This is a genomic window from Brevibacterium pityocampae, from assembly GCF_039541555.1.
Taxonomy (GTDB): domain Bacteria; phylum Actinomycetota; class Actinomycetes; order Actinomycetales; family Brevibacteriaceae; genus Brevibacterium; species Brevibacterium pityocampae.
Window position 1 is genome coordinate 53,981 of the sequence record NZ_BAABGL010000036.1, and the last position, 16,543, is coordinate 70,523.

The 16,543-nt window shown below is 71.8% G+C and carries 17 protein-coding genes; all 17 read right to left on the minus strand.

Annotated elements, in window-relative coordinates; translation table 11 throughout:
- Positions 1-99: 99 nt before the first annotated feature.
- On the minus strand, positions 100-747 hold the full coding sequence (gene lepB / locus ABD883_RS13270; RefSeq protein WP_345032712.1) for a signal peptidase I: 648 nt from the start codon (positions 745-747) through the stop codon (positions 100-102).
- A gap of 61 nt (positions 748-808) precedes the next feature.
- Entirely contained in the window at positions 809-1,150 is a 342-nt protein-coding gene (gene rplS / locus ABD883_RS13275) for a 50S ribosomal protein L19 (RefSeq protein WP_137320137.1), read from the minus strand.
- 224 nt (positions 1,151-1,374) lie between these two features.
- A complete protein-coding gene (gene trmD / locus ABD883_RS13280) occupies positions 1,375-2,193 on the minus strand; it encodes a tRNA (guanosine(37)-N1)-methyltransferase TrmD (protein WP_345032716.1) in 819 nt (272 codons plus the stop codon).
- On the minus strand, positions 2,193-2,687 hold the full coding sequence (gene rimM, locus ABD883_RS13285) for a ribosome maturation factor RimM (protein WP_137320139.1): 495 nt from the start codon (positions 2,685-2,687) through the stop codon (positions 2,193-2,195). Before rimM ends, trmD begins: the two co-directional genes overlap by 1 nt.
- Positions 2,688-2,881: 194 nt before the next feature.
- Positions 2,882-3,112 carry an RNA-binding protein gene (locus ABD883_RS13290; protein ID WP_137320140.1) on the minus strand — a complete coding sequence of 77 codons (231 nt, stop codon included), beginning with the start codon at positions 3,110-3,112 and terminating at the stop codon, positions 2,882-2,884.
- Between the two features lie 2 nt (positions 3,113-3,114).
- Positions 3,115-3,561, minus strand: coding sequence for a 30S ribosomal protein S16 (rpsP, locus tag ABD883_RS13295; RefSeq protein ID WP_345032720.1), 447 nt, complete (start codon positions 3,559-3,561; stop codon positions 3,115-3,117).
- A 153-nt stretch (positions 3,562-3,714) separates the two neighbouring features.
- Positions 3,715-5,328: a signal recognition particle protein gene (gene ffh / locus ABD883_RS13300; protein WP_137320142.1), complete on the minus strand. Its 1,614-nt coding sequence runs from the start codon at positions 5,326-5,328 to the stop codon at positions 3,715-3,717.
- A 139-nt stretch (positions 5,329-5,467) separates the two neighbouring features.
- A complete protein-coding gene (locus ABD883_RS13305; protein ID WP_137320143.1) occupies positions 5,468-5,806 on the minus strand; it encodes a P-II family nitrogen regulator in 339 nt (112 codons plus the stop codon).
- The gene (locus ABD883_RS13310; RefSeq protein WP_137320144.1) at positions 5,803-7,113 is read right to left on the minus strand and encodes an ammonium transporter; all 1,311 of its coding nucleotides are present in this window, start codon (positions 7,111-7,113) and stop codon (positions 5,803-5,805) included. The genes ABD883_RS13305 and ABD883_RS13310 overlap by 4 nt, the downstream gene beginning before the upstream one ends.
- A 236-nt stretch (positions 7,114-7,349) precedes the next feature.
- Positions 7,350-8,552, minus strand: a complete 1,203-nt coding sequence (gene ftsY / locus ABD883_RS13315; protein WP_425548450.1) for a signal recognition particle-docking protein FtsY — start codon at positions 8,550-8,552, stop codon at positions 7,350-7,352.
- A 65-nt stretch (positions 8,553-8,617) separates the two neighbouring features.
- Positions 8,618-9,010: a hypothetical protein gene (locus ABD883_RS13320; protein WP_137320146.1), complete on the minus strand. Its 393-nt coding sequence runs from the start codon at positions 9,008-9,010 to the stop codon at positions 8,618-8,620.
- A gap of 131 nt (positions 9,011-9,141) precedes the next feature.
- Complete coding sequence (smc, locus tag ABD883_RS13325) at positions 9,142-12,681, minus strand: chromosome segregation protein SMC (protein ID WP_345032723.1); 3,540 nt, start codon at positions 12,679-12,681, stop codon at positions 9,142-9,144.
- A gap of 125 nt (positions 12,682-12,806) precedes the next feature.
- Positions 12,807-14,048 (minus strand): type II toxin-antitoxin system HipA family toxin, encoded by a 1,242-nt coding sequence (locus tag ABD883_RS13330; RefSeq protein ID WP_247423844.1) that lies wholly within the window; start codon positions 14,046-14,048, stop codon positions 12,807-12,809.
- The gene (locus tag ABD883_RS13335; protein WP_265809928.1) at positions 14,045-14,332 is read right to left on the minus strand and encodes a helix-turn-helix domain-containing protein; all 288 of its coding nucleotides are present in this window, start codon (positions 14,330-14,332) and stop codon (positions 14,045-14,047) included. Before ABD883_RS13335 ends, ABD883_RS13330 begins: the two co-directional genes overlap by 4 nt.
- A gap of 238 nt (positions 14,333-14,570) precedes the next feature.
- A complete protein-coding gene (mutM, locus tag ABD883_RS13340) occupies positions 14,571-15,566 on the minus strand; it encodes a bifunctional DNA-formamidopyrimidine glycosylase/DNA-(apurinic or apyrimidinic site) lyase (protein ID WP_345032729.1) in 996 nt (331 codons plus the stop codon).
- Positions 15,567-15,599: 33 nt separating this feature from the next.
- Positions 15,600-16,307, minus strand: coding sequence for a ribonuclease III (gene rnc / locus ABD883_RS13345; protein ID WP_345032732.1), 708 nt, complete (start codon positions 16,305-16,307; stop codon positions 15,600-15,602).
- Positions 16,308-16,338: 31 nt separating this feature from the next.
- Entirely contained in the window at positions 16,339-16,542 is a 204-nt protein-coding gene (rpmF, locus tag ABD883_RS13350) for a 50S ribosomal protein L32 (protein ID WP_101651830.1), read from the minus strand.
- Position 16,543: the final 1 nt, after the last annotated feature.

The following is a 16,543-nucleotide window of genomic DNA, read 5'->3' on the forward strand; positions in this document are numbered from 1 at the left end:
CCTGGCAGTCTATCCCCCGGCCCCGGCCGTGATTCCCAGCCGCCGACTGAACCCGTTCGGGGCTCCGAGCCGACGGCGGCACCGGGCCGGACACGATCCTCAGCCGATCACGGAATCGACCGCGGAACCGTGGCCGATCACCGTGCCGAGGATCCGGTCGACGGGGATCATCCCGCCGCCGGGGCCGCCGAGCAGCGCGCGGGAGTCGGTCGAGTCCGCGCGGTTGTCCCCCATCATCCACACCCGCCCGGCCGGCACCTCGATGGCGAAGTCGGTGTCCGAGGCGCGCATCCCGTGAGGCACGTACGGCTCCTCGAGCGGCTCCCCGTTGAGGAGCAGGCGGCCTTCGGCGTCGCAGCACTCGAGGGTGTCGCCGCCGACGGCGAGGATCCGCTTGACGTAGTAGACGTCCCGCGGGCCGACCCCGAACCAGGAGCCGAGCTGCTCGGCGCCGCTCGGCGGGGCGCTCGCGATGAAGGACCCGCGACCGTCGAACACGACGACGTCGCCGCGGTCGACGGAGTCGGCCAGCGCGTCCGGGCGCCACACGGTCACGGTCCCGCCGACGGGCAGGGTGGGCTCCATCGACGCCGAGGGGATGCCGAAGCTCTGGACGCCGACGGCGCGGATGAGTCCGGCGGCGAGCAGCGCGCACACGAGGACGATGCCGAGGGCGCGCAGCGCCCTGCGGGCACGAAGAAGGCGCGGCCCTTCCGGGGCCGCGCCTGTCCTCGACTGTTCGGTCATCGCCGCACGCCGATCACCTCGGCGGCCCGGTGCCCTGCGGGCGTCCGGAACGTGGCTGCGCTCAGCGCTTCTCGCGGATGCGAGCGGCCTTGCCGCGGAGCTTGCGGAGGTAGTAGAGCTTCGCCCGGCGGACGTCGCCGCGGGTGAGGACCTCGATCTTCTCGATGATCGGGGAGTGCACCGGGAAGGTGCGCTCCACGCCGACGCCGAAGCTGATCTTGCGGACGGTGAAGGTCTCGCCGATGCCGCCGCCGTGGCGACGGATGACGATGCCCTTGAAGACCTGGGTACGGGTGCGGTTGCCCTCGACCACGCGGACGTGGACGTTGAGGGTGTCGCCGGCGCGGAACTCCGGGACGTCGGGCTTCAACGACTGGGCGTTGAGTGCATCAAGCTTCTGCATGATTCGTCATTCTCCTGTGTGCGCGCCCCGGGTCGGCACGACATTGCTCGGACCGGCTGGTGGCCGGATGAGATGAGGTCGTCTGCCGGAGCGCGGCTGCCGTGTCACGGCGGCGCGGACGCTCCTGGCGGCATCGCTCCCCCCGAGGCAGGACGGTGCCAGCAAACGCAAGAGTTTAGTCTAGTCGGACCGGGGCCGAGGCGCCAATCCGGGGATCGAGGCGGTCACCCGGGGTCGTGCGCGGGTGCCGCGGGATCGGTGGCCTCGGCGAGCACCGCCCAGTCGAGGGCGTCGAGGGTGTCCGGGTCGAGCCCGGCAAGGAGGTCGGGGCGGACGGCGGCGGTGCGGCGCAGGCGCTCGTCCCGCCGCCAGCGTGCGATCGCGGCGTGGTTGCCGCTGAGCAGGATCTCCGGCACCGGGTGCCCGCGCCAGTCGGCGGGCTTCGTGTAGACGGGGTACTCGAGGAGGCCGTCCTCGTGGGACTCCTCCGTGAGCGACTCCGGGTTCCCGATGATGCCGGGGATGAGGCGGGCGATCGCCTCGGTCATGACGAGAGCTGCGACCTCGCCGCCGTTGAGCACGTAATCGCCGATCGAGTACAGGCGGACCTCGGCGCGGTCACGGGCCCAGTCGACGACGCGCTGGTCGATGCCCTCGTAGCGGCCGCACGCGAACACGAGGTGCTCCCGGCCGGCGAGCTCGGCGGCCGCGGCCTGGGTGAAGGGGGTGCCGGCGGGGCTCGGGACGATGAGCACCGGGCGCTCGGCAGGTGCGGCCGGTTCGGCACCGGTCGCATCGGTACCGGCTGCGGCCGGTTCGGCGAGGAGCGCGGTGAGCGCCTCGGCCCAGGGCTCGGGCTTCATCACCATGCCCGCTCCCCCGCCGTACGGGGTGTCGTCGACGGTGCGGTGCCGATCGTGGGTCCAGTCGCGCAGGTCGTGGACACCGAGGTCGATGCGCCCCTTCTCCACCGCCCGGCCGATGAGCGAGAGCCGCAGCGGCGCGAGATACTCGGGGAAGATCGAGACGACGTCGAGGCGCATCAGGCGTCCTCGATGAGTCCGGGCGGCGGGTCGAGGACGATGCGACCGGCCTCGAGGTCGACCTCGGGCACGATCTGTTCGACGAAGGGGACGAGCACCTCAGCGCCGGAGGCCAGCGTGATGTGGAGGAGGTCCTGGGCCGCGCCCGGGGTGACTGCGGAGACGGTGCCGATCCGGACGTCCCCGACGAACGCCTGAGCGCCCACGAGGTCGTCGATGTACCAGGCGTCGTCGTCCTCGAGGGTCTCCGCGACGGAGATCAGGGTGTTGCGGACCTCTTCGGCACGGGTGCGGTCGGCGATCTCCTCGAAGGTCAGCAGGAGCCGGTCGCGGTGCCAGCGCGCGCGGGACAGCGTGAGCGCGCCGATATCGGGCTCGGTGGAGAACACTGCACCGGGGACGAAGCGCTCCTCGGGGGCGTCGGTGCGGACCTCCACGGTGAACTCACCGCGGATGCCGTGCGGCTTGCCCAGACGGGCGACGACTGTGCTCACGCTTCACTCCTGGTTCGAGGGACTGCTCGAGGGACTGCTCGCAGGTCCGCGCGGCGGTGCGCGGGTACCGGATCCCGCCGGGGCGGGCGCGCGGGATCCGGCGGAACTGTGCCGAGAATGCGAAATCCCAAGGTTCTGTTCACAGAAACCTTGGGAAATCGCAATGTCGCGGGGGGCCGGGTGCGCGGCGGGCGTCAGGCCTCGACGAGGTCGACGCGGACGCTCTCGCGCCCGGCGAGTGCTCCGATCACGGTCCGCAGCGCCTTCGCGGTGCGACCGGACCGGCCGATCACCCGACCGAGGTCGTCGGGGTGCACGCGCACCTCGAGCGAGGTGCCGCGGTGTCCGCTGCGACTGCGCACCGAGACGTCCTCGGGGTTGTCGACGATGCCGCGGACCAGGTGTTCGAGAGCGTTGGCGAGCATGATCAGGCTTCCGCCTTCTCCTCGTCGGTCGACTCAGCGGCCGTGGGCTCCTCGGCGGGGGCCTCGGCTGCGGGCTCCTCGGCCTTGTCGCCGCCCTTGGGCGTCGTCGCCTCCTTGATGACCGAGCCGGTGGCCGGGGCCTCGAAGGCCGCCTTCTCCTGCTGCGGCTTCACGGTGCTGACGGCCTCGCCCTCACCGGTGAACTTCTGCCAGTCGCCGGTGAGCTTGAGCAGGGCGCGGACCTGGTCGGTCGGCTGGGCGCCGACGGACAGCCAGTAGAGCGCGCGCTCGGAGTCGATTTCGACGAGCGAGGGCTCCTCGAGCGGGTGGTACTTGCCGATGTCCTCGATGGTCTTGCCATCGCGGCGGGTCCGCGAGTCGGCGACGACGACGCGGTAGAAGGGTGCATGGACCTTGCCCAGGCGGGTGAGGCGAATCTTGACTGCCACTGTAGTGGTGTCTCCTTTGGAAGATAGGTGTCGCGGTCCGCTCGCGGGTCCGTGGGGCAGGACGGTGCGGGCATGATCGCGTGGACTGAACCGGCCCGAGGTTGAGAGGGTCCCCGGCCGGTCGAGTACAAGGGAACATTGTGCCAGAAAGTGCTACTTGCTGCCACCTGAGCCGAACATACCGCCGAAGCCCTTGGGCAGCTTGCTGAGGTCGAGCTCCTCGTCGCCGCCGAGGTCGATGCCGCCGAACGCGGAGCCCGCGGGATCGGGCGCCTGACCCTGCTTCCGCTGCTCGGCGAGACGCGCCTGCTCGGCGCGCTTGGCCGGGTTGCCCGACTTGCCGGCGGGCTTCTTCTTGCCCTTCTTCTTGTTCCGCGAGCCGCCGCCGGGTCCACCACCGCCGGGCATCTGCGGCATCCCCGGCATCTGGGGCATGCCCGGCATCTGGCCGCCGCGGCCGCCGCCGCCCTTGCGCATCTGGCGCATCATCTTCTGCGCCTGCACGAACCGCTCCATGAGCTGATTGACCTGGGTCACGGTGGTGCCGGAGCCCTTGGCGATGCGCTGGCGGCGCGAGCCGTTGAGGATCCGCGGGTTCGCCCGCTCGTACGGGGTCATCGAGCGCACGATCGCCTCGACGCGGTCGATCTCGCGCTCGTCGAACGCCTCGAGCTGCTCCTTGTACTGGGACATGCCCGGCATCATGCCGAGCATCTTCTTCAGCGACCCCATCTTCTTGATGGCGGCCATCTGGGTGAGGAAGTCGTCGAGGTCGAAGTCCTCGCCGGACTCGACCTTCTTGGCGAGCTTCTCCGTCTCCTTCTGGTCGAAGGTCTTCTCCGCCTGCTCGATGAGCGTGAGGATGTCGCCCATGTCGAGGATGCGGTCGGCCATCCGGTCCGGGTGGAACTGCTCGAAGTCCCGCAGCCCTTCACCGGTGGAGGCGAACATGATCGGCCGGCCGGTGACCTGGGCGACGGACAGCGCGGCGCCGCCGCGGGAGTCGCCGTCGAGCTTGGAGAGCACGACGCCGGTGAAGTCGACGCCGGCGAGGAAGGCCTCGGCGGTGGTGACCGCGTCCTGGCCGATCATCGCGTCGATGACGAAGAGCACCTCGTCGGGGTTCACGGCGGCGCGAATGTCCGCGGCCTGCTGCATGAGCACCTCGTCGATGCCGAGGCGGCCGGCGGTGTCGACGATGACGACGTCGTAGAGCTTCGAGCGGGCGACGTCCATCGCGTCCGTCGCGACCTTGACCGGATCGCCGACGCCGTTGCCGGGCTCGGGTGCGTAGGTGAAGGCGCCGGCGCGCTCGCCGACGACCTGGAGCTGGTTGACGGCATTGGGCCGCTGGAGGTCGGCGGCGACGAGCATCGGCCGGTGGCCCTCGGACTTGAGCCAGTGGGCGAGCTTGCCGGCGAGCGTCGTCTTGCCCGCGCCCTGGAGTCCGGCGAGCATGATCACGGTCGGCGGGCGCTTGGCGAACTGCAGGCGACGGGTCTGCCCGCCGAGGATCCCGACGAGCTCGTCGTTGACGATCTTGACGACCTGCTGGCCGGGGTTGAGCGCCTGCGACACCTCCGAGGACAGCGCCCGCTCGCGGACCTTCCCGGTGAACGTGCGCACCACCGGCAGCGCGACGTCGGCGTCGAGCAGCGCACGCCGGATTTCCCGGATCGTGGCGTCGACGTCGGCTTCGGAGAGCCTGCCCTTGCCGCGCAGGTTCTTGAAGGTCGTCGTCAGCCGATCGGAGAGGGAGTTGAACACGAGGTTTCGCAGCTTTCGTCGAGGGAGGCCGAGCAGTTCGACCTCCCAGGGTACCAAGTCCCGGTGCATGAATGATCCCGGGGCGGGAGCCGTGATCGGCACCCGCCCCGGGACTTCTCTGCCATGCAGCCGGCTGGGACTACAGGGCAGCCTCTCCCTCGCTCCGGTCGGAGACCCGGATGATCTGGTCGACCGCGGTGATCCAGATCTTGCCGTCGCCGGGCTGTCCGGTCGTGGCCCGGGCGAGGAGCACATCGCAGATCCGCGGCGCGTCCTCCGCCGAGGCGAGCACCTCGATCCGCAGCTTGGGGACGAGGTCCTGCGTGTACGCGGCACCTCGGTAGAACTGCTTGTGGCCCTTCTGCCGTCCGTAGCCGCTGGCCTCGGAGACGGTCAGACCCTGGACTCCGAACTCCTCCAGGCCGTCGCGGATGTCCGCGAGCTTGTCGGGTCGGGCGATGGCGGTGATGAGCTTCATGCGTTCACACTTTCGTCGAGGGTGGTCGTCCTGCGGTGCGCGGCCGGCGACGAGGGGTGCGGTCGGAAGGCGCCGCCGGTGCCCAGACCGCCGTACTCGTAGGCCGTCTCCGCGTGCTCGGTGAGGTCGATGCCGGTGACCTCGTCCTCCTCGGCGGCCCGCATGCCGATGGTCTTGTGGATCACCATACCGATGATGAAGGTGACGATCGCGGTGAAGAGGATCGCGAAGACCGCCGCCACCGTCTGCGCGACGAGCTGACCGAGGCCGCCGCCGTAGAACAGGCCGCCGCCCTCGCCCTCGACCGGCAGCGCGAAGAGGCCCAGGGCCAGGGTGCCGACGAGACCGGACACGAGGTGGACGCCGACGACGTCGAGCGAGTCGTCGTAGCCGAGGCGGTACTTGAGTCCGACGGCCAGCGCGGAGCAGATGCCGGCGATGATGCCGATCGCGATCGCGCCGAGCGGGGACACGTTCGCACAGGCCGGGGTGATCGCCACGAGGCCGGCGACGATGCCCGAGGCGCCGCCGAGGCTGGTGGGCTTGCCGTCGCGCATCCACTCGACGAGGATCCAGGCGATGAACGCCGCGGCCGGGGCGGCCATGGTGTTGACCCAGATCAGGCCGGCCTCGGCGGGATCGGTCGCCGCGCCGCCGTTGAAGCCGAACCAGCCGAACCACAGGAGGGTGGCGCCGAGCATGACGAACGGGATGTTGTGCGGGCGATGGGAGGGATCGGTGCCGAAGCCCTTGCGCTTGCCGATGATGAGGGCGAGGACGAGGGCGGCGATGCCGGCGTTGATGTGGACGACGGTGCCGCCGGCGTAGTCGATCGCCTCTCCGAAGGTGCTGCCGATGAGGCCGTCGGCGGACAGCAGGCCGCCGCCCCACACCATGAAGGCCATCGGGCAGTAGACGAGCGTGACCCAGACGGGCACGAAGACCATCCAGGCGGAGAATTTCGTCCGGTCGGCGATGCCGCCGGAGATCAGGGCGACGGTGATGATCGCGAAGGTCGCGCCGAAGCCGGCGCCGATGAGGTCGGTGGTGCCGACGAGACCGCTGAGGCCGAAGGCCTCGAACGGGTTGCCGAACAGCTGCGCGACTCCGGTCGATCCGCTCATCGAGAAGCCCCAGAGGACCCACACCACGCCGACGACGGCCATCGATGCGAAGCTCATCATGAGCATGTTGAGGACGGACTTGGCGCGGGTCATGCCGCCGTACAGGAAAGCGACGCCGGGCGTCATGAGCAGCACGAGTGCGGCGCTCACCATCACCCATACGTCCACTGCAGTGATTTCCATGGTTTCGTTCCAGCCGTGAGATGTTCAGGACGGGTGGCCGACCTCGAGGTCGGGCTGCCCGTTCCGCGGAGATCTGTGGCTCCGCTGGTGAACATTCTCGAATCCCGGTGTTTCGAGACGGAACGTCCCAGGTTTCGGCTGCGTTACGGGTGCGACGGCGGCGTTACGACCGTGTTTCGGGTCACATCCACGACCCGGCGGCAGGGGCCGGCCGCCTGATCGCGACCGGTTTCAGGTCACTGCTCGGCGAGCAGGGCGTCGACGAAGCCGGCGGCGTCGAAGGGCGCGAGGTCGTCGGCACCCTCGCCGAGCCCGATGAGCTTGACCGGCACGCCGAGCGCACGCTGCACGGCGACGACGATGCCGCCCTTCGCGGTGCCGTCGAGCTTGGTGAGCACGATGCCGGTGATGTTCACGGCCTCGGAGAACACCTTCGCCTGCTGCATGCCGTTCTGCCCGGTGGTCGCGTCGAGGACGAGGAGCACCTCGTCGAGGGAATCGTGCTCCGGCGACAGGGGACGGGCGGCAACGCGCTTGACCTTGCCGAGCTCGTCCATGAGCCCCTTCTTGTTCTGCAGGCGCCCGGCGGTGTCGATGAGGACGACGTCGGTGCCCTCCTGCATCCCGCGCTCGACCGCTGTGTAGGCCACGGAGGCCGGGTCGGCGCCCTCGAGACCGCGCACGGTCTCGACGCCCACGCGCTCACCCCAGGTGGCGAGCTGTTCGGCGGCGGCGGCGCGGAAGGTGTCGGCGGCACCGAGCAGCACCGAGCGGTCCTCGGCGACGAGCACGCGGGCGATCTTGCCGACGGTCGTCGTCTTGCCGGCGCCGTTGACGCCGACGACGAGGACGACGGCGGGGTCGCTGTCGGCGCGCTCGACCTGCAGGCTGCGGTCCATCGTCGGGTCGACGACGGCGATGAGCTCCTCGCGCAGGAGGTCGCGGACGGTCTGCGGGTCGCGCGTGCCGAGCACGCGCACCCGCTCGCGCAGCCGGTCGACGAGCTCGGTGGCCGGGTCGACGCCGAGGTCGGCCATGATGAGCGTGTCCTCGATCTCCTCCCAGGTCGACTCGTCGAGGGTGTCGCGGGAGAGCAGGGAGAGCAGGCCGCGGCCGAGGGAGGAGTTCGACTTCGCCAGCCGCGCGCGGAGCTTCGCCAGCCGGGTGCGCGGCTCGGTGGGGGTCTCGAGCTCCCGGGCGGGGACCTCGGGCACGGTCTCGACGACGACCTCGCCCTCGACCTCGGGGGCGGTGGCCGGCGGCGCCTCGAGAGTGTCGGTGCCCGGACCGCGGTGCGGGTCGGTGAGGTCCGGAGCCGTCGGCGGCAGGTCGCGACGGCGGCGGGTCTTCGGCGGACCGTAGAGGGCGATGCCGGAGACGACGAACACGAGGACGAGGGCGCCGAGGAGAGCGATGAGACTGATGGGATCCACGATCAGCTCCTAAGTGGGTTGCTGTGGGGTGGCGGGTCCGGGCCGGCGGGCTGCGGCAGCCGGCCGGCGGGTCAGCCGAAGAGGAGGACGATGGCGGTGCGGAAGCCGGTGCCGGTCTCCGGCACCTTCCAGTGCCGGGTCCGGGGTCGGAACGTCAGCCAGGGCGGCGAGGCGTGACGGCGGGGCTGCGGGCGCAGGGCGTAGGAGTGCTCCTGCATCGCGGTGACGGCCGCCTGCTCGCGGGTGGCGAGGTGGGAGGTGTCGCCGTCGTGGCCGAAGAAGCCGTGGACGTCGTCGTCGAAGCCGGTCCATTCCGAGGGCAGGCGGAAGCGCTGACGGCCCGAGGGCTTGATCCGACCCTCGGCGCGCAGGCCGGGCAGGGCGACGAGGAGGACGATGACGAGCCCGATGCCGAACGAGACACCGAGCCCGATGAGGATGACGATCCCGGCGCCTACATCCATCGGGTGCCCCGCGTGGCGGTAGGTGAGGACATCGGCCGGTCGCTCCTTCGCTGGGTCGGGTCGTGGGCGGTCTCCCACGAGGACTCCGACCAGTGTATCCGCCCGTGCGGGTGCCGCCGGACGGGCGCGCGTCAGCTCGCCTGGTGAATTCGCTGGGAGATCACACGGGAGATGCCGTCGCCGGACATCGTCACGCCGTAGAGGGCGTCGGCGATCTCCATCGTCCGCTTCTGGTGGGTGATGACGATGAGCTGCGAGGACTCGCGCAGCTCGCGGAACACGGTGAGGAGGCGGGACAGGTTGACGTCGTCGAGGGCGGCCTCGACCTCGTCCATGACGTAGAACGGGCTGGGCCGGGCCTTGAAGATCGCGACGAGCATCGCGACCGCGACGAGCGAGCGCTCCCCGCCCGACAGCAGGGAGAGCCGCTTGACCTTCTTGCCGGCCGGGCGGGCGTGGACCTCGACGCCGGTGGCGAGCATGTCCTCGGGGTCGGTGAGGGTGAGGGAGCCCTCGCCCCCGGGGAACAGGCGGGTGAAGATGTCGGCGAACTCCCGCTGGGTGTCCGCGAAGGCGGCGGCGAACACCTCTTTGACGTGGTCGTCGACCTCGCGCACGAGTCCCATGAGGTCGCGGCGGCTCGTCTCGATGTCGTTGATCTGCTTCTCGAGGAAGTCGTGGCGCTCGGTGAGCGCGGCGTACTCCTCGAGCGCGAGCGGATTGACCGCGCCGATCGACTTGAGCGTCCGCTCCGCGGCGGCGTGAGCCTTCTCCACCGCGGCGCGGACGAACGGCTCCGGCGCGTCCTCCTCCGCCGGTCCGGGCACCGGCAGGTGGGGGCCGAACTGCTCGACGAGGTGGTCGGCGGACAGGCCGATCTCCGCCTGGGCGCGGCGGGTGAGCTCGTCGAGGTGGATGACGTGACGCTCCCGGGTGAGCTGGGCCTCGTGCTCGGCCCGGGTGAGCGCGGCGAGGTCGTCGGCCCGCTCCGTGCGGCGGGTGCGCGCCTCGGCGAGCGCGGATTCGAGCCCGCCGCGGTGGGCGCGGGAGGCGGCGAGCTCCTCCTCGGCCCCGGATTCGAGCGCGCTGAGGTGGGTGGCGAGGGCCGCGGCGACGCGGGCGAGCTCGCCGGCGCTGTCGGCCTGGGCGCGGCGGCGGGCAGCGGCGCGCGCGGCCTGCTCCCGGGCGGCCTCCTCGGTCTCGGCCTGGCGGCGCAGCGCGGCGACCCGGTCGGTGAGGAAGCCGGCCCGGTCCTCGATCGAGCGCAGCGCGATCCGCGCCTCCATGACCTCCTCGCCGAGCCGGCGGGCGGTCGCGGCGAGGGCGTCGCGCTCCTCGGTGTCGGGTTCGGCGTCGACGGTCTCGGAGTTCTCCGCGAGCGCTGCGTCGGCGGCCTCGAGCGCGGTGCGGGCGGCTTCGGCCTCCGCACCGAGGCGCTCGCGGGAGGCCGCGAGCTCGCTCAGCCGGGTGTCGAGCGCGTCGAGGGCGGCGGCGGCACGAGACAGCTCCTCGCCGGCGGTGACGATGCGGGCATCGGATTCGTGGAGGGCGCCGAGCGCGGCCTCGACGGCGACCCGGGCCCGCTCCTGCTCCGGGGCGAGGGCGGCGAGCGCGGCGGCGAGCTCCTCCCGGCGGGACCGCAGCCCGGCCATGAGCTCCTCGGTCTCCGCGAGCGCGGCGCGGGTGGCGATCCGGGCGGCCTCCGCGGAACCGGCCCGGCGGATGCCGCGGGCGCTGACGACCTCACCGGCCGGGGTGACGGACACGGTCTGCGGGTCCACGCCCAGGGCGGCGACCGCGGCGGTGAGGTCCGGGGCGGTCGTGACACCGGCGAGTGCGGTGTCGAGGAGGGCGGCGAGGCCGGGGTCCGGGGTGGTGACGAGTCCGCGCAGCGGGCGTGGCCCCGCGGCCGAGGCGGCGGCCGGGGAGGCCGCGGGCGCGGAGGCATCGGGCGCGGAGCGGGCCGGGGCGGGGTCGGCGATGACGACGTCGACGAGGGTGTCGGGGCCGACGTGTTCGAGCACGGCGAGGGCGGCCTGCGGGTCGTCGGCGAGGATCGCCTCGGCCGCGTGGTCGAGGACGGCGGTGACCGCGGTCTCGTACCCGGCCTCGATGGTGAGGAGCTCGCCGACGGCCGCGCGCACGCCGGGGATGCCGGCGGCGAGGATGTCCGCGGTCGCGGCGGCGAGCCGGGTGCCGATCCGCAGCGCCTCGGCGCGGGCCTCGGCCTGGCCGAGCTCGGTGTCGACCTCACGGAGCTCGGCGCGCACGGCCGCGGTGCGCTCCTCGAGCGCCGTCTGTTCGGCGAGCGCGGATTCATGGGCGGCGTCGAGCTCGCTCTCCCCGGATTCGGAGGCCTCCGCCGCGGCCTGCGCTGCGGTGAGCCGGGTGCGGGCGGTGGTGAGCCGCTCGGTGAGGTCGGTCTCCGTGGTGTCGAGGGCGGTCAGCCCGGTCTGCGCGTCGGTGAGCGTCTTGTGGGCGACCTCGCGGGAGCTCTGCAGGTCGGCCCGGGAGCGCAGCTGGGCGGAGATCCGGGCGCGCTGCGCGGTGAGGGCGGTTTCGGCCTCGGTGAGCCGGGCCTGGGTCTCCTCGCGGCGCTCGGTGAGGGTGGTCAGCGTTCCGGTGCGGTCCTCGACCTCGCCGCGCACCTCGTCGAGTTCGGCGGCGTAGCGCTCGGCGCGTTCGCGCAGCGCGGCCGGGGTCTCGCCGGTGCGCTCCGGCGGGGCCTGCTGGAGGTAGTGGACGCGGTCGCCGGCCCGTTCGGCGAGGGCGGCGGCGCGGGTGGCCAGGGTGCCGGCGGTGCGGAGCCGGCGACGGATCTCCTCGGTGCCGGATTCGTGCCCGGTGATCTCCGATTCGAGCTCCGCGATCCGGGTATCGAGCCCGGCGAGCTCGGCTTCGAGGGCGGCGGTGCGCTCCGGGGCGCTTTCCGGGCCGGCCGCGGAGGCGAGCCGCGCCTGGGCCTGGACGATGTCGTCGGCGAGCAGGCGGGCGGCGGTGTCGCGCAGGGTCGCCTGGACGACGGCGGCGCGCTTCGCGGCCTTCGCCTGCCGTCCGAGCGGTCCGAGCTGGCGGGCGAGCTCGGCGCGGAGGTCGGAGAGGCGGTCGAGGTTGGTCTGCAGGCCGGTGAGCTTGCGCAGGGCCTTGTCCTTGCGGCGGCGGTGCTTGAGGACGCCGGCGGCCTCCTCGATGAAGCCGCGCCGCTCGAGCGGGTCGGCGTGGAGGATCTGGTCGAGGCGCCCCTGCCCGACGATGACGTGCATCTCCTTGCCGAGCCCGGAGTCGTTGAGGAGCTCCTGGATGTCGAGCAGGCGGGCCGGGGCGCCGTTGACGGCGTACTCGCTGCCGCCGGTGCGGAACAGCGTGCGGGAGATCGTCACCTCGGTGTACTCGATCGGGATCGCTCCGTCGGTGTTGTCGATCGTCAGGCTGACCTCGGCGCGGCCGAGTGCCTGGCGCTGCGAGGTGCCGGCGAAGATCACGTCGTCCATCTTGCCGCCGCGCAGGTTCTTCGCCCCCTGCTCCCCCATCACCCAGGCGAGCGCGTCGACGACGTTGGACTTCCCCGAGCCGTTCGGGCCGACGACGCAGGTGATCCCGGGCTCGAGGTCGATGCGTGTGGCGGACGCGAAGGACTTGAAGCCGCGCAGGGACAGGGACTTGAGGTACATGGTGGCCTCAGCCTATCCGGGCCCGGCGCGGGGGCCGCGGGTGTGCGGGGCAGATGTGGCTCGACCGGCCGCCGACGGTCGGACGCTCCCACTCGTCAACGGGCACAGCGGCGGCTCTCCTGACATCATGTCGTGCCTGCGGCGGCAGCCACAGCGCCCAAGCGGGTCTCGATCGATTCAGCCATCTCTGTGATCTCGCGTTCCCGGATCCCGTTCGAACGCGCAGCCTCTCTCCATGCCGCCAGTGCCGCGGAGACGGCACGGATCCGCTCACGCGCCTGATCGACCGTCAGGCTGCACTCCTGCGCCAGTGCGAGCAGGGCCTCGGCTTCATCGGGAAGCGCATCGGCGCCCATGATCGAGGTGGCGCGCGTTCGCCATGGGTCAGGGCTCGGGTTGACGTCGAACGCGGGGCTGAGCGTCCAGAATCCTCGGTCGGCGAGGAACCCGTGGTTGCGCAGGTGATCGTCGGTGTTTCCCAGGGCGACGCCGGCGACTGCGCGATCGAAGAGCTCGTGGTGGTCTGTCGAGAGGGAACGCGAGAGATCCCTCATGGATCCGGCGATCTCGCCATAGTCGCGGTGGTCGCCGTCGGATGCGGCGAGCGCCGTCATCGCACTGATGTAGCCGACGCGGTGCCCACGGGGCGTGCGGTCGAACCGTCTCAGGAGGAGCACGCTGCGCTCTCCTACTCGGGTGAGCCGTCGATCGGGTGTTCTGATCCCCGCGGCGTCCAGTAGATCCAAGGCCGTCGCCTCCCAGGCCATGACGTCCCACTGGTCGCTGCCGTGCGGGAACTTGGCGATCGCCAGTGCGCCGTCCTCGAGGCGCACCGAGGCCTTGGGGCGGGCCCCGCCCAGCCCGGTCGTCCCCGTGTCGAGCAGCTGCTTCACTGCGGCAGCGGGGTCCTCGTCCGAGGTGAGCTCGTCGGAGGCGCGCAGCAGCTCCGGGAGCGAGACCAGCTGCGGCACGTGAGACGGCTCGCCGAGGAACTCCGTGCTGCCTGCGAGCCGATACCGCAGGGCTCCCTGGCGCGTGTCGTCGCTGACACCCAGGAGGAAGTCGAGGTCATCGAGTCGGCGCGGCGCTCGGTGTGCCTCACGGGCCCGGACGCGCTCCGCCTTCTCGATGAGGTTCCGCCCCCAGCGGTCGGGAGCACTGTCCGCGAAGGCTCGCACCAGCCCGGACTGGTGCTGCGCGCCCGCCGTCACCGGCAGGGCCGGGTCGATGCTGCTGCCGCCCCCCGCCAGATAGCCCGGGTCGTAGAGGAACGTGGTGGAGATCCGGCCGCGCCGTCTGCTGAAGTGCGCCTGGCCCACCAGTGCGGGCTCCCCGGCCCGATCGACGAAGATCTCGACGGTGGTCATCGCGCACGCTTCCTCGCGAGCTTGCCGGCGCGAAGCCTGCCGATATCGCTCTCGAGCGGGTCGACCGCATCGACGGCCTTCTCAAGGACCCCGAGGGCGCGCAGCACCTGTGCGACGTTGCCGAAGCCCACACCTGCGTCCCCGGACTCGACCCTGCGCAGGGTATCCCGGGTGATGCCGGCGCGCTCCGCCACCTGCTGAGCGGTGAGCCCCAGCACCATGCGCCAACCGCGCACGTGCTCACCGAACTCCGCGAGCTCGCGGTCGATCCGATACCCAGGCATTCGGCCACCTCCTGTCAATGACGAGAATAGCACGCACATCAAGACACTGTGACGAGTATCCTCGGCATTCTAATGGCGCACATCGAGGTGTCCGCGCCGGCGGCAGTGGTGGACGGGACTGCACGGATCCCTGGTGAGAGGCGCGCCCAGCGCACGACGAGTGCTGGATGACGCGTGGACGACCCTGCTGGTGGCCGACTCACCGGACTCGTCAGTGCGCCGCACCCGAACGGTGGCCTCAGCCTATCCGGGCCCGGCGCGGGGGCCGCTGGCATGCGGGGCACACGTGCGACGAGCGGCCGCCGACGGTGAGCCGGGTGATCGGGGTGCCGCAGCGCGGGCAGGGCCGCCCGGTGCGGCCGTAGACCTGGAGGCTGCGCGCGAAGTACCCGGAGTCGCCGTTGACGTGGACGTAGAGCGCGTCGAAGCTCGTGCCGCCCTGCTCGAGCGAGGACCGCATCACCGCATCCGCCGCGGCGAGCACGGCACGGATGCGCGAGATCCGGGTGGAGCCCGCAGGGGCGAGCGGGTGGATGCCGGCGGCGAACAGCGCCTCGTCGGCGTAGATGTTGCCGATCCCGCTCACCGTCGTCTGGTCGAGGAGGGCGACCTTGAGGGCGGTCCGCTTCCGCTGGATCCGGCGGCCGACGGCCTCGAGGTCGAAGCCGGGCTCGAGCGGGTCGGGCGCGATGTGCGCGGCCGAGCCGGGCACGAGTCCCGCGGTGCCGTCCGGCTGCGCACCGGGCCGGTGCGGGTCGGGGACGAGGGGTTCGACGCCGAGATGTCCGAAGATCCGCTGGTCGAGGAACCGGAGCTCGGTGGGAGGAGCTGCGGGGTCGGCTTCTGCCGGGCCCGGACCGGCGAGGTCGAGGACCGCCCGGGTGTGGCGGTGGAGCGGGTCGGCCGGCGTGTGGACGCGGAACTGACCGCTCATCCCGAGGTGCACGGAGAGCGCGAGCGGCGGGCCGCTCGGGTCGACGGCCCGGCCCGGGCGCCACGGACCCCGCTCGGGCGCCAACGGCAGCCAGAGGAACTTGCCCCGGCGCTCCACCGCGGCGATCTCCCGCCCGGTGAGGAGCTCCGTGAACTCCTCGACCGCACCGGCGGCGATGGTCCGGTTCGAGGTGGTGCCGAGGATCCGCGGATCGAAGACCCGCACCCCGGTGACCCGACGGCCGGCGGCCCAGGTCCGCAGGCCGCTCGCGACGCTCTCGACCTCGGGCAGCTCAGGCACGGGGCGACCGGGCGGCAGGGGCTGGCGAGCGCATCAGCGGCGGTAGTCGGGGTGCTGCACCGCGATGGTGCGCACGGCGGCCTCGGCGGCGCGCGCCTCGGCGTTCTTCTTCGAGGTGCCCTCGCCGCTGCCCCACTCGGTGTCGCCGAGCAGCACGGTGGCGGTGAAGACGCGCGCGTGGTCGGGCCCGCGGGAGTCGAGCGCGTAGCTCACCGGCCCGAGCGCGAGGTCCGCGGCGGCCTCCTGGAGCGTCGTCTTGTAGTCCATGCCGGCGCCGAGCTGCACTGCGTCGCAGAGCATGTCGTCGACGAGCCGGTGGACGAGCGCGAAGGCGTCCTCGGGCCCACAGCCGATGTACGTCGCCCCGATGAGCGATTCGACGGTGTCGGCGAGGATCGAGTCCTTGTCGCGGCCGCCGGTGAGCTCCTCCCCCTTGCCGAGGAAGATGAACTCCCCGATCCCCAGCCCGCGGCCGATCGCGGCGAGGGCGCGGGTGTTGACCACGGCCGAGCGCATCTTCGCCAGGCGGCCCTCCGGCAGGTCGGGGTTGTCGAGGAAGAGCGATTCGGTGGCGACGAGCTGGAGCACCGCGTCGCCGAGGAACTCGAGCCGCTCGTTCGTCGGGATGCCCCCGTTCTCGAACGCGAAGCTCCGATGCGTGAGGGCAAGACGAAGCGTCCCGGGGTCGATATCGACTCCGAGACGCTCGTTGAGATGGTGCAGGTCCGGGTGGGACTCCACGGATCGCGTACTGATCAGCCGGTGGGCGTGATCAGATGTCGGCGACCTTGCGTCCCTTGTACTCAAGGAACAGCGGGGTGCCGGCGGAGTCCTCGACGACCTTGGCCTGGTGGGGGCGCGAGTACACAACGCGACCGTTCTCCACAGTCTTGACCAGGGTCGGAACCTGGGCCTTCCACTGCGAACGACGGTGGCGGGTGTTGCTGCGCGACATCTTGCGCTTCGGAACAGCCACG

Excerpts from the sequence above, each read along its gene's own strand:
- lepB (WP_345032712.1), bottom strand. The coding sequence starts at position 747 with ATGACCGAACAGTCGAGGACAGGCGCGGCCCCGGAAGGGCCGCGCCTT.
- ABD883_RS13335 (WP_265809928.1), bottom strand. The coding sequence starts at position 14,332 with ATGCCTGGGTATCGGATCGACCGCGAGCTCGCGGAGTTCGGTGAGCAC.
- ABD883_RS13320 (WP_137320146.1), bottom strand. The coding sequence starts at position 9,010 with ATGGATGTAGGCGCCGGGATCGTCATCCTCATCGGGCTCGGTGTCTCG.
- rplS (WP_137320137.1), bottom strand. The coding sequence starts at position 1,150 with ATGCAGAAGCTTGATGCACTCAACGCCCAGTCGTTGAAGCCCGACGTC.
- trmD (WP_345032716.1), bottom strand. The coding sequence starts at position 2,193 with ATGCGCCTCGACGTCGTCTCGATCTTCCCCGAGTATCTCGCGCCGCTG.
- ABD883_RS13305 (WP_137320143.1), bottom strand. The coding sequence starts at position 5,806 with ATGAAGCTCATCACCGCCATCGCCCGACCCGACAAGCTCGCGGACATC.
- ABD883_RS13330 (WP_247423844.1), bottom strand. The coding sequence starts at position 14,048 with ATGACCACCGTCGAGATCTTCGTCGATCGGGCCGGGGAGCCCGCACTG.
- ABD883_RS13290 (WP_137320140.1), bottom strand. The coding sequence starts at position 3,112 with ATGCTCGCCAACGCTCTCGAACACCTGGTCCGCGGCATCGTCGACAAC.
- ABD883_RS13310 (WP_137320144.1), bottom strand. The coding sequence starts at position 7,113 with ATGGAAATCACTGCAGTGGACGTATGGGTGATGGTGAGCGCCGCACTC.
- smc (WP_345032723.1), bottom strand. The coding sequence starts at position 12,681 with ATGTACCTCAAGTCCCTGTCCCTGCGCGGCTTCAAGTCCTTCGCGTCC.